Annotated in this window: 18 protein-coding genes; 8 read left to right on the top strand and 10 right to left on the bottom strand. The window is 43.7% G+C overall.

The genetic code is table 11. From position 1 onward, the window contains the following. The first annotated feature begins 42 nt into the window (after nt 1–42). The 5 genes from J6U00_RS00575 to J6U00_RS00555 all read left to right on the top strand — a co-directional run bounded on the left by J6U00_RS00575 (nt 43) and on the right by J6U00_RS00555 (nt 4,315). Entirely contained in the window at nt 43–1,101 is a 1,059-nt protein-coding gene (locus J6U00_RS00575; protein ID WP_296577542.1) for an alpha/beta fold hydrolase, read from the top strand. A gap of 178 nt (nt 1,102–1,279) precedes the next feature. Further along, nucleotides 1,280–1,579 carry a hypothetical protein gene (locus tag J6U00_RS00570; RefSeq protein WP_296577540.1) on the top strand — a complete coding sequence of 100 codons (300 nt, stop codon included), beginning with the start codon at nt 1,280–1,282 and terminating at the stop codon, nt 1,577–1,579. 88 nt (nt 1,580–1,667) lie between these two features. Further along, the gene (locus J6U00_RS00565) at nt 1,668–2,696 is read left to right on the top strand and encodes a metal ABC transporter substrate-binding protein (protein ID WP_296577538.1); all 1,029 of its coding nucleotides are present in this window, start codon (nt 1,668–1,670) and stop codon (nt 2,694–2,696) included. Nucleotides 2,697–2,711: 15 nt separating this feature from the next. Beyond that, the gene (locus tag J6U00_RS00560) at nt 2,712–3,239 is read left to right on the top strand and encodes a hypothetical protein (protein WP_296577536.1); all 528 of its coding nucleotides are present in this window, start codon (nt 2,712–2,714) and stop codon (nt 3,237–3,239) included. Nucleotides 3,240–3,433: 194 nt separating this feature from the next. Further along, nucleotides 3,434–4,315: a DegV family protein gene (locus tag J6U00_RS00555; RefSeq protein ID WP_296577534.1), complete on the top strand. Its 882-nt coding sequence runs from the start codon at nt 3,434–3,436 to the stop codon at nt 4,313–4,315. A 32-nt stretch (nt 4,316–4,347) separates the two neighbouring features. Here J6U00_RS00555 and J6U00_RS00550 read toward each other — a convergent pair whose 3' ends face one another. The 8 genes from J6U00_RS00550 to J6U00_RS00515 form a co-directional block, all read right to left on the bottom strand. After that, entirely contained in the window at nt 4,348–4,662 is a 315-nt protein-coding gene (locus J6U00_RS00550; RefSeq protein ID WP_296577532.1) for a hypothetical protein, read from the bottom strand. 257 nt (nt 4,663–4,919) lie between these two features. Continuing rightward, entirely contained in the window at nt 4,920–6,278 is a 1,359-nt protein-coding gene (locus J6U00_RS00545; RefSeq protein WP_296577530.1) for an AAA family ATPase, read from the bottom strand. Nucleotides 6,279–6,798: 520 nt separating this feature from the next. Then, entirely contained in the window at nt 6,799–7,557 is a 759-nt protein-coding gene (locus J6U00_RS00540) for a carboxymuconolactone decarboxylase family protein (protein ID WP_296577529.1), read from the bottom strand. Nucleotides 7,558–7,569: 12 nt separating this feature from the next. Continuing rightward, complete coding sequence (locus J6U00_RS00535; protein WP_296577527.1) at nt 7,570–8,052, bottom strand: flavodoxin; 483 nt, start codon at nt 8,050–8,052, stop codon at nt 7,570–7,572. A gap of 13 nt (nt 8,053–8,065) precedes the next feature. Beyond that, nucleotides 8,066–8,398 (bottom strand): putative quinol monooxygenase, encoded by a 333-nt coding sequence (locus J6U00_RS00530; RefSeq protein ID WP_296577525.1) that lies wholly within the window; start codon nt 8,396–8,398, stop codon nt 8,066–8,068. A 21-nt stretch (nt 8,399–8,419) separates the two neighbouring features. After that, nucleotides 8,420–9,421 (bottom strand): alpha/beta hydrolase, encoded by a 1,002-nt coding sequence (locus tag J6U00_RS00525; protein ID WP_296577523.1) that lies wholly within the window; start codon nt 9,419–9,421, stop codon nt 8,420–8,422. Nucleotides 9,422–9,584: 163 nt separating this feature from the next. Further along, nucleotides 9,585–10,763: a flavodoxin gene (locus tag J6U00_RS00520; protein ID WP_296577521.1), complete on the bottom strand. Its 1,179-nt coding sequence runs from the start codon at nt 10,761–10,763 to the stop codon at nt 9,585–9,587. Next, complete coding sequence (locus J6U00_RS00515) at nt 10,760–10,966, bottom strand: hypothetical protein (protein ID WP_296577519.1); 207 nt, start codon at nt 10,964–10,966, stop codon at nt 10,760–10,762. The genes J6U00_RS00520 and J6U00_RS00515 overlap by 4 nt, the downstream gene beginning before the upstream one ends. Before the next feature lie 136 nt (nt 10,967–11,102). Between J6U00_RS00515 and J6U00_RS00510 the strand changes: the two genes are divergently transcribed. Then, nucleotides 11,103–12,005 (top strand): LysR family transcriptional regulator, encoded by a 903-nt coding sequence (locus J6U00_RS00510; RefSeq protein WP_296577517.1) that lies wholly within the window; start codon nt 11,103–11,105, stop codon nt 12,003–12,005. Nucleotides 12,006–12,391: 386 nt separating this feature from the next. On the opposite strand, the gene J6U00_RS00505 is transcribed toward J6U00_RS00510, so the two are convergent. Further along, the gene (locus J6U00_RS00505; RefSeq protein WP_296577515.1) at nt 12,392–13,390 is read right to left on the bottom strand and encodes a GGGtGRT protein; all 999 of its coding nucleotides are present in this window, start codon (nt 13,388–13,390) and stop codon (nt 12,392–12,394) included. 14 nt (nt 13,391–13,404) lie between these two features. Next, entirely contained in the window at nt 13,405–14,097 is a 693-nt protein-coding gene (locus J6U00_RS00500) for a hypothetical protein (protein ID WP_295080535.1), read from the bottom strand. A gap of 561 nt (nt 14,098–14,658) precedes the next feature. On the opposite strand from J6U00_RS00500, the gene J6U00_RS00495 reads away from it, so the two are divergent. Together J6U00_RS00495 and J6U00_RS00490 are read left to right on the top strand one after the other, a co-directional pair. Continuing rightward, the gene (locus J6U00_RS00495; protein WP_296577513.1) at nt 14,659–15,135 is read left to right on the top strand and encodes a C-GCAxxG-C-C family protein; all 477 of its coding nucleotides are present in this window, start codon (nt 14,659–14,661) and stop codon (nt 15,133–15,135) included. 130 nt (nt 15,136–15,265) lie between these two features. After that, nucleotides 15,266–16,375, top strand: coding sequence for a GGDEF domain-containing protein (locus J6U00_RS00490; RefSeq protein ID WP_296577511.1), 1,110 nt, complete (start codon nt 15,266–15,268; stop codon nt 16,373–16,375). Nucleotides 16,376–16,409 lie beyond the last annotated feature (34 nt).

Genomic DNA, 16,409 nt, shown 5'->3' with positions numbered 1-16,409 from the left:
TTGCTAAAACAAATCATAATTTAAAGGATGGGGGGGAAGCTTATGAAAAAGGCACTGAAAAGAACAGCGCTCATACTTGCGATATTTCTGATAGTTTCTTTTATAATAGGATATATCATCACCGCAAGTGAAATGAAAAAGAGCTTCGGACGCGGCGAATACCCGGATAAAAACCTTACAGCTACATGGTTATACGACCACTACGAAAATGCCTATCCCCGTGATGAGGTAAGTTTCCAGTCTGGTGAAAACACGTTAAAAGGCTTTATTTACGGCGCAGGCAGCAAAAAGGGCCTTATAGTTTTTTCTCACGGTATAGGCAGCGGACACGAATTATATCTCGGACTCATAACCCGTCTTGTAGACTGCGGCTGGAGCATTTTTGCCTACGACTGCACTGGAAGCGGCTACAGCGAGGGCGAGGGTACAAACGGCCTTGCACAGTCGTTGATAGACCTTGACAAAGCTCTTGATTTCGCGGAGAACGACAGTCGCACAAAGAATATGGACAAATACCTCCTCGGTCACAGTTGGGGTGGATATGCAGCCGCAGCTGTACTAAATTTCGACCACGAAATAAAAGCTAGTGTGTCAATGTCAGGCTACAATACGCCCTATGCGGAGCTTGCAGAAAGCTGCGGCAACTCCTACGGCATTGCTTCAAAGGTGCTTAATCCTCTTGTATGGACCTACAACAAGATAAAGTTCGGAGATAATTCCTCGTGGGCGGCTGTTGACGGCATAAACAAGTCAGGCATACCCGTTCTTGTAATACACGGTGAAAAAGACGAAGTGATAAAATACGACGGAGCTTCTATAATTGCCCAGAGAGAAAAGATAACCAATCCCAAGGCAGAGTTCTATACGTTTTCAGAAGAGAAAAGATGCAGTCATAACTCCTATTTCAATACCAAGGAGTATACGGAATACAAGGAAAAGGTCATTGTCCCCATGCAGGATGAGCTCAATGCAAAATACAACAATGACGTTCCTTACGACGAAAGAGTTAAATTTTATAACTCCATTGACGGAGAGCTTTACAATGGCTTCAATCCCGAGCTTATTGAGCTTATAAACAGCTTTTTTGAAAAGGCTGCTTAAAAAGCGTATTAATTGAAAAATATCTATTTCAAGTGACTGTCTGGGGCAGTCACTTTTTTATCCTTTATGAAAATGCAGTGAAAAAAATGCCATCAGCCTTGACAAGCTTCAAAAATGTGCTATAATAATAATGGCAAAAATGAAATTCATTCTCAAATTCGTGAAAGGAGCTGACAGGATGAAAAGCCTTAAATCAAGAGTAACAGCTATTGCTGCGGTATTCCTCTTTATATTTGTGCTGTCCTGCTCCGCTGCCTTTATCATAAAACATAATTCCCATAAATGCTCGGGAAACGAATGCGGGATATGCACGGAGCTTGCTCATTGCCGAAACAATCTGCGCACACTTGGTACGACAGTCACAACAGCCATTATTACAGTAGTTGAGGCGCTAACGGTATACATTGCAGTATCAGCCGTCAGAAAGGCTTATGCTGTAAATACATTAATAAATATGAAGGTGGAGCTCCTTAACTGATTCTCACCTGTTTTCGTACAGTACGGGACGCAAGTCTCCTTCATACTGTTGCGATGCCTTATATCATCAAAACCGGAGGTTTTTATTTATGTTCAGAAAAACAGCGATCGCTGCGTTGTGTCTTGTGGTAGGCGCTATGTGCCTTACAGGATGCAGCTCCACAAATACTGACATCAACCAGCCTTCCACTACGGCTGAAAAAAATTACGAAACGAGTGGCAATTCAAAAAAGCTCAGCATAGTATGCACCATATTCCCGGAATATGACTGGGTTAGAGAAATAATGGGTAGCCATGCCAAGGATGCAGATATAACCTACCTCCTCGACAGCGGCACTGATCTACATAACTTCCAGCCAACGGCTGAGGATATACTTAAAATATCCACCTGCGATCTGTTTATCCATGTGGGCGGCGAGTCCGACATATGGGTAGGCGACGCGCTCAACAGTGCCGTAAACAAGGATATGCAGACTCTTAGTCTTATAACGATCCTCGGCGATTCAGCCAAGGAGGAAGAGCTCAAGGAGGGTATGGAAGCCGAGGAGGAGCACGAGGACGAAGACGAGGAGGAAGAGGTTGAGTATGACGAACACGTGTGGCTCTCCCTAAAAAATGCAAAGCTCCTTTGCGAGGAGATTGAAAAAGCTATTGCAAAGGCTGATCCCGAAAACGCTCCAGATTACGGCAGTAATCTTGCGGACTACGCAGCAAGGCTCGACGAGATGGACAGAAAGTTTGCCTCCCTTACAGGCTCTGCCAACAATAAGGTGCTCATATTCGGCGACCGTTTCCCCTTCCGCTATTTCGTCGACGATTACGATATAGACTATTATGCTGCATTCGCAGGCTGCTCCGCCGAAAGTGAGGCGAGCTTCAAAACTGTAAGCTTCCTTTCCGATAAGCTTAGCGAGCTTGAATGCGATACCATATTCACTATCGAAAAGTCAAACAAGTCAATTGCGGAGGCTATAATCGCCAATTCAAAGAAAATGGACTGCTCTATTGCAGAGCTTGATTCAATACAGTCCGTATCATCAGCAGACGCCGCAAGCGGCGTTACATACCTTTCACTTATGGAACAGAACTACAATGTTCTTGCGGAGTATTTTAATTAAAGGTCGTGAAAAGCTATGAAATCTATCAGAACTTTAATCGCATTAATAATTGTACCACTTTGCCTTTTTTCCTGCTCGAACGCTACTAAATCAGAAACAAGTAGTACACCCTCATATCAGTCTTCAGACGAACCGCCAATCGGCGGCATAAAGCCTAAGGACGAAGCCTTCAAAGGCAATGGAGAATACGATGTTGACCTCACACAGCTTAACTCTTCTATGGTTTATGCGCAGGTCAGCGATATGATGAACTATCCTGATAACTACAAGGGCAAAAGCGTCAAAGCAAACGGCACATTCGCCTACTTCAAGGACGACAATACTGGAAACGAGTACTTCTCGGTAGTCATCAAGGACGCTACTGCTTGCTGCGCTCAAGGTCTGGAATTCGTCCTCGACGGGGACTACACATACCCTAAGGATTACCCTGCTCAGGACGCGAATATAACCGTAACAGGCAATTTCGATTATTATACGGAAGGCGACTACAGATACGCCCGACTGACAAATGCTAAAATGGACGTCGGACAGCTTTCATGGTAAAACAACCAGAAATACTGAAAATCTCAATGTAAAAATACAACACTGGCTCCGCAGAAATATTTCCGCGGAGCCTTCATTATTACTCATAACTCATTCTATTGACAAATATGGCTTAAAATGATATAATCACCATGTTAGGGAAAGAGGTTTCCGCCTAAGTGGAGCCTTAATGCTGATCTGAAACGAGGAATTGTATGAAAACAGCAGTAATGACTGATACAAACAGCGGTATTACTTTGGAAGAGGGCAGGAGCCATGGCATATATGTACTGCCTATGCCTGTTATTATAGACGGCAAGGATTTCACTGAAGAAATAGATCTTACTCATAGCACTCTCTATAAGGCTCTCAACGAAAACAAGGATATAGTTTCCTCGCAGCCGTCTCCCGGCGCTCTTACCGAAATGTGGGACAAGATACTCGCGGACGGCTATGACGAGCTTGTATATATACCTATGTCAAGCGGTCTCAGTGGTTCCTGTGATACTGCCAAGGCTCTCTCAATAGATTACGAAGGGAAGGTTTTCGTAGTTGACAATCACCGTATCTCGATAACTCTGCTTGATTCGGTATACGACGCGAAGTTCTACGCAGACAGCGGCATTAACGCTTCCGATATAAAAGATGCTCTAGAGGAGAACGCTTATCAGAATGATATATATATCACGCTACAAAGTCTTAAACGTATAACCAAGACAGGACGTATCACAGCTGCCGGTGCGGCGATAGCGACTGTCCTTAATCTCAAGCCTATACTAAAGATACAGGGTGGCAAGCTGGACGCTTATGCCAAGGCAAGAGGAATGTCCGCGGCAGAGGGTAAAATGCTGGAGGCAGTCCACAGGGATATTGCGAGCAAGTACGCAGATATCCCAAAGGAGCACCTGAGCATAGGCGCGGCTGGAACTATGGAGACTGAGGAAGAGATAGAACGCTGGGTAGGCATAGTAAAGTCGGAGTTCAGCGGATATAAAGTAACATACCGCCCCCTTGCGTGCAGTATCGCTTCTCATGTAGGAACAGGCACTCAGGGTGTTGCTGTGGGGCTTACTGCAAGAGCGCTGGAAATAAACTGATATAAATATAAAAACTATGAGGTCTAATCATTTTACAAGTTTTCGTTCGATATCTCAGTTATAATGTTTCCGTCATAATATATTTCGTAATAGTTACCTAAAAAATCATAAAGACAAATCCTATCATTTTTCATTTCAAACGCAGACTCGTTACTTCCACATCTGACAAATAAGTCTTCTCCTGAAAACGACCATATTTCCTTAAGGTTTTCGGATATCCTGTATATCTCTGTTTCTCCGTATAGAATATAGTCTTTTCCAAACGGTGTGCCGAAAGGAGAAATGGTTGCTTTTTTCATAATCTCAAGAGTAACTGGATCAAATATACACAGTACGTCATTTAACATGAAAAACAAGCCGTCATCATGCAACGCAACAAACGAATCTATCGGTGTATGCTTTACCTTTGGCTAAGGATGGGACGTTGGAAACGAAGTTGGATACGATTATTTGATAAGGTTTGATATATAACGAAAAGACAGATACCTCAACGTAAACGAAGTATCTGTCTTTCATTTTCATAGCTCGCTGTTTTGGTCTTAATATAGTAATCTGAATTATACTGCTATATTAGCTCCACCCTTGAGCAGCGGCAGTGTTTTTGTTACAGGCATATCGTCATGTAAGGCGGAATGCATACAATGTCTTCTTTAAAACTGAGATTGCGTGGATGTATCACATAACATTCGCCTATCCGAGCCTTGTATTTCTCCTTGAAACGTTTCAGCGACTCGATAGAATACTTCTTACCCGACTTGACTTCGATCGGATACATCTTGTATTTCAGCTTGCTGTTGTTGGAGATCAGAAAGTCTATCTCAATATCGTTACGGTGCTTTTCAGCATTGTACTGCGTATAGAAATACAGCTTGTGTCCGTTCGCTGTGAGCATCTGGGCGATAGCGTTCTCATAGAGCATATCCTCGTTCATGTTCAGCTTGTCACCGAAGATCTGCTTGTAGACCTCATCTTCAAGCAGTTCATTCTCGTCAAAGGCGTGACTGACGAGCAGTCCCGTATCGCCGAGGTAGCATTTTACATAAGCTCTGTTCTCGTTGATCGACAGCCCGACATTCGGGTCATTGCACATGAAACACTCATTAGAGATCATCGAATCCGACAGCCAGAAGAAAGTCTCCTCATACTGATCGGCTTTGCTGCCTGCCGAAACATTATTAAAAACGACACGTTTTTCGTGCTGTGAGAGCAACCCTGGTATCTTGTCGAATATGGTGAGGACTTTGCTCCTGTATCTTGAATCTATCTTCATGATGTCACTGCGGTACAGCGAGAGAATATCACGTTTCTCAATGTCAGCCTTGTCGAAGTCCTTACGGCTTTCAAGGAACGCAAGAACACTCTGCGGCATACCGCCCACAAGCATATACTGATTGAACAGAAGCATCGCCTTATGGTGCAATTCATTTTCAAGAGGTGTCCTGTCAGCAAAGCACTTGCGAATATACCCGCATATCTGCTCCTCGCCCAGCGCATCGCAGAATTCCTCGAAATCCAGCGGGTACATACTGAGGTGACGTTCTTCCGAGGGAATTACAATGTCCTTGACGTTCTCCTTGATAGAAATGAGCGATCCTGTTTCGATATAATCATATCTGCCGTCAGCAACAAGATACTTGACGCACTCCCTCGCTTTAGGGTACATCTGCACCTCGTCAAAGATGATAAGCGACTCACGCTCATACAGTTTCACACCATAGTAAGTGGATAAAAGCATGAAAAATGTATCAAGGTCGTTCATGTGCTTGACGAAATAGTCCTTGACCTCATCGGGACACTTGGCGAAATCTATCAGGATATAGCTCTTATATTCGTTTTTGCCGAATTTCTCGCATATCGTTGACTTTCCGATACGTCTTGCACCCTCGATAAGAAAGGCTTTTTTACCGTTCAGCTCGTTTTTGAGAGTCAGCAGCTTGTCGTACATTTTTCGTTTTAGTATCATAATTACGCCTCTCTCCATAATACGCAGGTTTAAGATTGTTTGTTTATTCCTGAATACGCAGGTTTACAATGTATTATAAATTCCATTATGCGCAGGTTTATGATAATTATACTAAAATGTTCTGAAAAAGTCAAGTGTCATCTAAAACGCACTTTTACGTAATTCGCATTATTACAAGCCCCAAAAAGCTCCCACAGCACAAAACTGTAAGAGCCTTATTGTTTATTCAGATAAACACATTAACGTGTATTTCCCGCCAATTCAGTAACCTACGCTTAGTGGACTTGCCGTAGAGATAATCCTTAGCATTGCCCTGAAGCAACGTAAAATCACCGATTTTGACGTATTCGAAAATTACTTTCCTTCGCTGATTGCAGCCTGTATTGTGGATAGTGTGGCAATCACAATGCAATTAATAAAAGGCTATATTTTGCTGAGAATTTGCTGTGGCAAAAGTCCTCCATTGTCAGCAGTTATTATTGTATGATACAAAAACAGGATTGGATATGGAACTCCATTGTCAGTTTTTTAGCTTCATGTATTCCTCATCAGAAACAGCCTCGCACCATTCCGTGCTACCGTTCTCGCCCTCAATCTCTATTGCAAGATGTGAGAACCACGAATCGGGTGCAGCACCGTGCCAGTGCTTAACATTTGCTGGTATATTGACAATATCGCCTGGGTGAAGTTCTCTTGTTTCCTTGCCCCATTCCTGATAGTACCCACGACCGCCGACACAAATCAGCATCTGACCGCCGCCGCTTGTTGCGTGATGGATATGCCAGTTGTTGCGGCAGGCAGGCTCAAAGGTGACATTGTAAATTGCAAGCTGTTCAGTTGAAACAGGTGCAAGATAGCTCTGTCCGATAAAGAAATCACCATAGGGGTTCGGTTCGCCGATTGGGAAGAATATCTCATTCTGATACTTGTCTTTGTCGGTCAGTTCGGGAGATTTTTCACTCCATACCTCTTTTGCAAGGTTGAATACAGCCCAGGCGTGCGGCCAACCTGCATAGAAAGCTGTATGTGTAATAATCGCTACAATCTCTTTCTGCGAAACACCGTGATTCTTTGCATTCATCAGGTGATATTTCAGGGAACTGTCTGTCACTCCATGAGACATCAGAGCAACTACAGTGATGATACTCCGTGTTTTCAGATCAATATCGGTATTGTTCCAGTTCTCACCGAAAAGAATATCATCGTTGTAATGGGCAAATTCAGGAGCAAATTCACCGAGGGTATCTCTGCCAGCGGTTTGTACGATCTTTTCAGCCATAGTGCTTCTTCCTTAGATTCCGAGGGAGTCAACCCACTTTTTCAGCTCACTTACCGATGTGCTTGCAGCGAAACGCTTGCCGTCCTTGATAACCGCTGTATTGGAAACGCTGGGTTTCAATTCCTTTGCAGAATTACCCATTCCGCTTCCGCCTGATGTAGCAAACAGAATAATCGTCTTTCCCGAAAAATCATAGGCTTCAAGGAACGTATTGATGATTGTTGGTGCAACATACCACCATATCGGGAAACCTACAAAGATTTTGTCATAATCAGCGATGTTTGCATCTTTATCGGCAATAGCAGGACGGAACGACTTGTCATTCATTTCAATCGAGCTTCTGCTGTTCTTGTCCTGCCAGTTAAGGTCAGCATTTGTGTAAGCCACGGCAGGCTTGATCTCATAAAGATCTGCACCTGCTGCTTCTGCGAGCTTTCTGGCAAGTCCAGCAGTCACGCCACTTGCTGAGAAATATGCTACTAATGATTTGCTCATGATGATTTCCTCCTTATTTCACGATGAATTTGTTGTCTTTCTCTGGAATACCGTCCTCATCGGAGATATACCTCTCAACTTTCATTTTCAGTCCGTACTTTTCCCGCAACTTTGCGATTGTCTGCATCATAGGCGAAGCATGATGGACATCAATTGCGTCCTGACTTGTCCATTGATCTATCAGCAGTACCGTTTCAGGATCGTCAAACGGCTGAAAATAGGCGTAACGGAGATTGCCTTCCTCGTTTCGTATCATGTCAACCGTACCGCTTTGTACCATTTCTTCTGCGAATTTTCGGGCGTTTCCGTTTACGCCGGTGTAGTAGATATTTACTGTGATGCTCATTTTTAATCTCCAACAAAACATTTATTTCAGATACTCGTTGTAGAATGCTTCGAGCTTATCAAACGGAATAACGTTATTTTCGCCGCCGTCATACAGATCGGTATGGGAAGCTCCTTCAATGATAAGAAGCTCTTTATTATCTGCATATTTGCTGTCTTTAGTCATCGCTTCATAAGCGTCCTTACCAAAGTAGCTTGAATGAGCTTTTTCACCGTGCATTATAAGCACTGCGCTTCTGATCTCATTGCTGTACGTATTGATGGGCTGGTTCATAAATGACATACAGCCTATGACATTCCAGCCACCGTTGGAGTTGAGTGAACGTGGGTGATAGCCTCGTTCGGTTTTATAATAGTCATAATAATCCTTTACAAAATAAGGGGCATCGTCCGGAAGCGGATCAACAACTCCCCCGCCAAGGGTATATTCATCTGCTGCATAGTCTTTTGTACGCTGTTCATTCAGAGCGAGTTTTGTAGCATATCTTGTTTCCTCATTGTCGCTCTCGTCAAAGTAACCATTTGCATTTACTCGGGACATATCATACATTGTGGATACGACAGTTGCTTTTATCCTTGTATCCAATGCAGCAGCATTGATCGCCATTCCGCCCCAGCCACAGATACCGCATATTCCTATTCTTTCAGGATCAACAAGAATATGTGTTGAGAGAAAATCGACAGCTGCCTGAAAATCTTCTGTATTGATGTCGGGAGAAGCCATATATCTCGGCTGACCGCTACTTTCACCTGTAAACGAAGGATCAAATGCTATGGTAAGGAAACCGCGCTCTGCAAGCGTCTGTGCGTAAAGTCCACTGCATTGCTCCTTGACTGCACCGAACGGGCCACTGACAGCTATAGCAGGAAGCTTGCCCGAAGCATTTTTAGGTGTGTACATATCAGCAACAAGTGTGATACCATAGCGGTTATGGAAGGTCACCTTCTGATGATCGACCTTATCTGATTCGGGAAATGTTTTATCCCATTCCTGTACAAGCGTAAGTTCTTCTGTATAAGTCATATTGCTACCTCCTGTTGTATTTGACATTTTATTGACTTCGTTTGATTGCTCAGCGCTACAAGATGTTGATGCAATTGTGCAGGCTGATAGAACTAATGCGGTTATTAGATTTCTGATTTTTTTCATAATTACCTCCATTTTTAATTGCATGAATATAGTTGGATTATTGTTTTATAGAGAGCGTAACATTAACATTACCCTCGCCAAATATAGCTTTTAATTCTTCCTGTGTCGTATTCTCAATATGTCCGAGCTTTGTGTAGCTCCACGAATTGGAGTTATAGAATATCGTCATTTGATTTCCCTGATAGAGCATGATGTCACACGGCTCTGTTTCGATGCTTGCGTCTGTTCTGGAAAGCGACCATGGCAGCTTGCCTACCTTTTCAAATCCGCCGTATTCATTCAGCGTAACGGTGACAGACTCTGCTTTCAGCTTTTCGGCTAGCTCAGTAGCAGCGGTGCTATCAGCGAATGAAGCCGTAAGTTCCTGACCGTTCACGGAGATAAGCAGTTTAGGTTCGGACTTTTCATTATTCAGAGGAAGCATATCTATCCACTCCTTGACATCCTCCTTTGTGGCACCCGCAGGGAAACGCCTGCCTTCAAGCTGATTGCCGATTGGCACAAGGTCTGCAATATTCTTCTCGCTTGTCGCAATGCCGCTGCTGCCTGATGTGCAGAACGGAACGACCGTCTTATCCGAAAAATCATAGCTTTCAAGGAATGTGTCGATGATACGGGGCTCTTGTCCCCACCATATAGGATAGCCGAGGAATATCGTGTCATAGCTGTCGATAGAAGTGATTGGGTTTGCTATCTCAGGGCGGACGGTTTTATCATTCTGCTCCTTGTTTGCACGGCAGTTATCGTCCTGATACTTGATATCAGCATCAGTATAAGGCACAGCAGCTTCGATAACATAGCTGTCAGCGCCGGTTAGTTCAATAAGATATTCGGCTATCTTTTCGGTATTACATGTGCGCGAGAAGTAGATGACAAGCGTATTGCTCTCTGTTACCGTTTCCTTTACAACTTCACGTCTCATCAGACAAAGGTCAAACACGTCCCAGCAATCATCACCGTTCATATCATAGGGCTTGCCGCTCAGGTCTTTTTCACTGTTTTTATTAAGGATAAAATCCTGTAAGTTTATAATGTCTTTCTCAGTATACTCATATTTCATATAAGTTGCAGAGGACTGCTCATCATCAGCAGGAGTAGATAACTGCACGATACTGTTTTCTGCAAGTTCAGTGCTTGTATAATTACTCATTCCGCAGCCTGTTGCGGTAAAAGACAAAGCAACTGCCGTTATCATTGAAACGATTATTTTTTTCATTTCAAGCCCTCCTTTTTCATAATAAAAACCAAGTAATCAAGACAGCTTATACATCTCTCTTTTTCGTGAACTACATCAAGCAGTTCACGCCGATGAGCTGCAAGCATTTTCTCGCATTGCCTTTCGCTGCACGTAGAGAATTTCTCGATGAACTCTTCATCACAGCCCGCGTCGATAAGGTTTTGTCTGATTTTTTCGTTCATATGGACACCTCCATATCTCTTGCTGACTTTATTATATCACGGCTTTTAATAAATTACAAATACTTATATCAAATACGCAGCTATGCTTGACAGTTATAGATGATTGTGGTATGATATATAAAAGGAGGCTTACTGTATGGATATTCGTGTACTAAGATATTTCCTTGCAGTTGCAAGAGAACAGAGCTTTTCCACGGCGGCAGAAAGACTTTTTTTATCACAACCAACGCTGTCCCGTCAGTTAAAGGAGCTTGAGGACGAGCTTGGAAAAACTCTGCTTGTCCGCTCAAACAAAGGCGTCACGCTGACCGAGGAGGGAATGATCCTCCGCAAGCGTGCTGAGGAAATAGTGGAGCTTATGGACAAAACGGAGCAGGAAGTCCGACAGAGCAATGACAGCGTTTCAGGTACTGTATATATCGGTGCAGGCGAGACTTATACGATAAAGCTCATTGCCGATACTGCACATCACCTGAAAGCCGATTATCCAGATATCCATTACAGCTTTTTCAGCGGCAACGGTACGGACGTACTGGAAAAGCTTGAAAGAGGACTGCTTGATTTCGGACTTGTATTCGGGAACATTGATAGAACTAAGTACGAAGCCATTGAGATACCGCTGCATGATACATGGGGCGTACTAATGCGCCGTGACGAACCGCTTGCAGAGAAGAAAGCAGTAACAATTGCCGATTTATCAAAACTTAATCTGATCATTCCGCGTCAGTTTGATCACCTCACCATGATCTCCGAGCTTATCGCCGAGCAGGCTCCTGACGCACATATCGTGGCTGAGTATAATCTTATCTACAATGCTTCTGTCATGGTCAGTGAAGGCATAGGCAGCGCCATTGCGCTAGATAAGCTGATCAATGTCAGCGGTGACAGCAAACTATGCTTCCGACCTTTTGAACCGCCAATGGAAGCAATATGCTATTATATATGGAAACGGTATCCTGTTTTAACCAAGGCTGCCAGTGTATTCTTAGAACAATTTAAAAAGGATATCTCAAACATAAAAATGAACAGTCAGAATTAATATCTCAGCATTCTGAACTGATTACTCACATCGATGAAAAAAAGCTCTCACAGCCGAAAAATGTGAGAGCCTTATTGTTTTATTCAGATAAACACATTAACGTGTATATCACGCCAGCTTAGTATTCTGCGCTTAGTGGACTTCGCATAAAGATATTCTTTAGCATCGTCCAGATTCAGCGTAAAATAGCCAATCTGAGTATATTTCCGAATTACTTCTTTTCGCTTATTGCAGCCTGAGCATCAACAAGTGGAGCTGTCATCCACATTAAACTTAGGGTGACAAATAGGTGACAAAAAACGTTGTCGTCTCAAAAATAGTAAAATCCTGACAAGTCGTAAAACCTGTCAGGATTTCATTTTATGCGATTTATAGCCGATTAGCTATTACTTCATAGCCTCTTCAACAGCAACTGCACAAGCAACTGTTGCACCAACCATCGGGTTGTTGCCCATTCCGATAAGTCCCATCATCTCAACGTGAGCCGGAACTGATGAAGATCCTGCGAACTGTGCATCAGAGTGCATACGTCCGAGAGTATCTGTCATACCGTAGGAAGCAGGACCTGCTGCCATATTGTCTGGGTGAAGTGTACGTCCTGTACCGCCGCCGGAAGCAACTGAGAAGTACTTCTTGCCTGCGTCAACACGCTCCTTCTTGTATGTGCCTGCAACAGGGTGCTGGAAACGTGTGGGGTTAGTCGAGTTACCTGTGATAGATACATCAACGTTCTCCTTCCACATGATAGCAACGCCTTCTCTTACATCGTTAGCGCCGTAGCAGTTTACCTTAGCACGGAGACCATCTGAGTAAGCCTTGCGGAATACTTCCTTTACCTCGCCTGTAGCGTAGTCCATTTCTGTCTCGATGTATGTAAAGCCGTTGATACGTGCGATGATCTGAGCAGCGTCCTTGCCGAGACCGTTGAGGATAACGCGGAGGGGCTTCTGACGAACCTTGTTTGCCTTCTCAGCGATACCGATAGCTCCCTCAGCAGCAGCGAAGGACTCGTGACCTGCGAGGAATGCGAAGCACTCTGTGTCCTCTTCAAGAAGCATCTTGCCAAGGTTTCCATGGCCGAGACCTACCTTACGCTGGTCAGCAACTGAACCGGGGATGCAGAAAGCCTGAAGTCCTTCACCGATAGCAGCAGCAGCGTCGGCAGCTCTCTTGCAGCCCTTCTTTATAGCGATTGCACAGCCTACTGTGTAAGCCCACTTTGCATTTTCAAAACAGATAGGCTGGATACCCTCTACAAGCTTGTAGATATCGAGGCCCTTAGCCTTGCATACCTCGGCACACTCCTCGATAGAGCTGATGCCGTAGTTTTTAAGAACAGCGAGGATCTGCTTCTCGCGTCTCTCATAAGATTCAAATAAAGCCATTTTACAAGTCCTCCTTAGTCTTTTCTGGGATCAACGATCTTAACTGCGTCAGCAACTCTGCCGTACTGGCCCTGTGCCTTTTCAAATGCAGTGTTTGCGTCATCGCCTGCCTTGATGAAATCCATCATTTTACCAAAGTTGATGAACTTGTAGCCGATGATCTCGTCGTCCTCATTAAGAGCGAGACCTGTGATATATCCGTCTGTGAGTTCAAGATAACGGGGACCCTTCTTGAGAGTACCATAAGTTGTACCAATCTGTGAACGGAGTCCCTTACCGAGATCCTCAAGACCTGCGCCGATAACGAGACCGCCCTCAGAGAATGCAGACTGTGAACGTCCGTATACGATCTGGAGGAAGAGCTCTCTCATAGCTGTGTTTATAGCATCACAAACAAGGTCTGTGTTAAGAGCTTCAAGAATTGTTCTGCCGGGAAGTATCTCAGCAGCCATAGCAGCGGAGTGTGTCATACCCGAGCAACCGATAGTCTCAACGAGAGCTTCCTGTATAACGCCTTCCTTAACATTGAGTGTGAGCTTGCAGGTACCCTGCTCAGGTGCGCACCAGCCTATACCGTGTGTAAAGCCGGAAATATCCTTTATCTCCTTAGCCTTTACCCACTTTGCTTCCTCAGGAATCGGAGCAGCGCCGTGAGCAACGCCCTGTGCGATAGGGCACATTGTTTCAACTTCGTGCGAATAAATCATTATAAATACTCCTTTCGGTTTTTAGGCAGCCCATATTGCACGATTAGCCATTGCGGTACAATAAGCGGCTTTTCTGTTTCATGCACTGATACTGTGCGAAATGTATCCTGTTCTGTGCCAAACATACCTAATATATATAATACGACTTTTTCGCTTTAAAATCAAGTCTTTTTTACAAAAATATTTCATCGTTTATTTTTTAGTCGCTCTACGAGGCTATATATAGCCTCGTAGAGCGTTAAAAAAATATCATTCTCATTTTCTGGCTCTTGATTTTTGCTTTTTAATGAGTTATAATATAAACTATAATTTATTGGTTCTGCCGTTTGTTACAATTCGTAATGAGCAATCAAGCGTGCCGGCTCACACCGGCAGATCAAAATTCTCGTTCCTGTCATTCCAGTTACGGACATCAGTAATCACGAATTATAGATTCAAAAGCAGCAATTATCCATTTAATGGGGCGAGACCTGTATCGCCATGACGTTTTTTCGTTATATAACGGACAGATACTATTCTCTCCTGCAAGCTGACAGTTTCATTGAAAGGAATTTTACTCTTATGAGATATGATCATGCCGACAAAGCCTGCGAGCTCTTTGCAGGCGGTCTTAACTGCGCACAGTCTGTATTTGTCGCATTCTGCGACGTTACCGGCATGGACAAGGAGCTTGCCGTTCGTCTCTCATCTTCCTTCGGCGGCGGTATGGGAAGAATGAGAGAGGTATGTGGTGCCTGCTCCGCTATGTTCATGATAGCAGGGATCCTATACGGTCCTGGTGAGGGCTTTAGCCACGAGGACAAAGCCGCCCATTACAAGCTCATACAGGAGCTTGCCTCCCGGTTCAGAAAAAATCACGATACCATTATATGCAGGGATCTTCTAAAAGAACTGTCTGTAACAAGTACCCCCGAGCCCGAAAAACGCACGGAGCAGTACTATAAAGTTCGCCCATGCGTCAGATTCGTCCGGACAGCCGCAGAAATACTTGATTCATACCTTGAAGAGAACCCTCCTGCTTTCAGCACCCGCTCATAACAGAAGAATCCTTCCGATTTTTAGCCGTATCATACATTAACGCATATTATTTACAATTTAGTTATTGAATTTTAGCTGATTTTGTTGTATAATGAAATATAGTTTTACTCGAGGGGAAGTGACAAATAGTATGGATTCCCAAAATGGCACAAATTTTTTAAGAAATTTCGTTGCCGAACACAAACAATTCTTTGAACCACAAAATGAAATATCAATTTTTACCATAGGACTGGCAGCCTGTCTGTGCGCACATATTTCTTACTTCGTCATGTTCTATCTGCTCGGAATAAAGGAACTGATGATCTTTAATGTTTTCAGCATCCTGACATATATAATCCTTATTATAGTCGTCCGCTTTGTACACGACAGAAGCCTTGTTGTATACATCGGAGATCTTGAAATCATACTTCATGCCGCCTATGCCACCCATTTGCTCGGCTGGCAGCCTGATTTTGCGATGTTCTTTATACTCATCATACCGGCTACTTTCCTAACAAAGACCCAGAAATTATACATACCGTTCCTGATAGGCGGAATATCACTGGGACTGTACCTGTACTTCAAGATATCACTTGATTACAATGCTGATGTAAAATATACATTTGACGATAATAACATAGTAAGGGCTATACAGATAACCAACGCGGTCATTGGAGTATTCGTGATGCTCTGTGCAGCTGTGACAAATATAATGATACGCGAATACATGGAATTCCAGCTCATCGATCAGAGGGAGACTTTCAAGAAGCTCGCCTCTATAGATCCGCTTACTAATCTCTACAACCGCCGCGCTATGAACGAGAACATAAGGACTATACGCAGAAACTGCCGCACTCCTAAAAGTAAATACGTTATAGGAATCGGCGATATAGACAATTTCAAGAGCATCAACGATACCTACGGTCACGATACTGGAGACAAGGTGCTCGTATATGTTTCAAATCTGTTCATCAGCACTATCCCCGACGGCGGATATGCTGCAAGATGGGGCGGTGAAGAATTCCTGTTCATAATACCGGAATCGAGCATAGAAGCAGGTCTTGCCTTCACCGAAAAGATACACAAGTCACTGCGTGCTCATGTATTTGAGATCGACGACTGCGAATTTGGAGTAACAATGACATTCGGAATAAGCGTCGGCATTCAGGTAGATAAGATTGACACTGTCATAACCAAAGCTGATAAGCGCCTTTACAAAGGCAAAAATAATGGTAAAAACCATACGGAATATACCGACTGATAAAATCTCCCCGTACGCTGTACGGGGGGATTTT

Source organism: Ruminococcus sp., from assembly GCF_017650195.1.
Classification (GTDB): Bacteria; Bacillota; Clostridia; order Oscillospirales; family Ruminococcaceae; genus Ruminococcus.
Note: the sequence above shows the minus strand (reverse complement) of the source record. Positions and strands in the feature narration are given on the sequence as shown.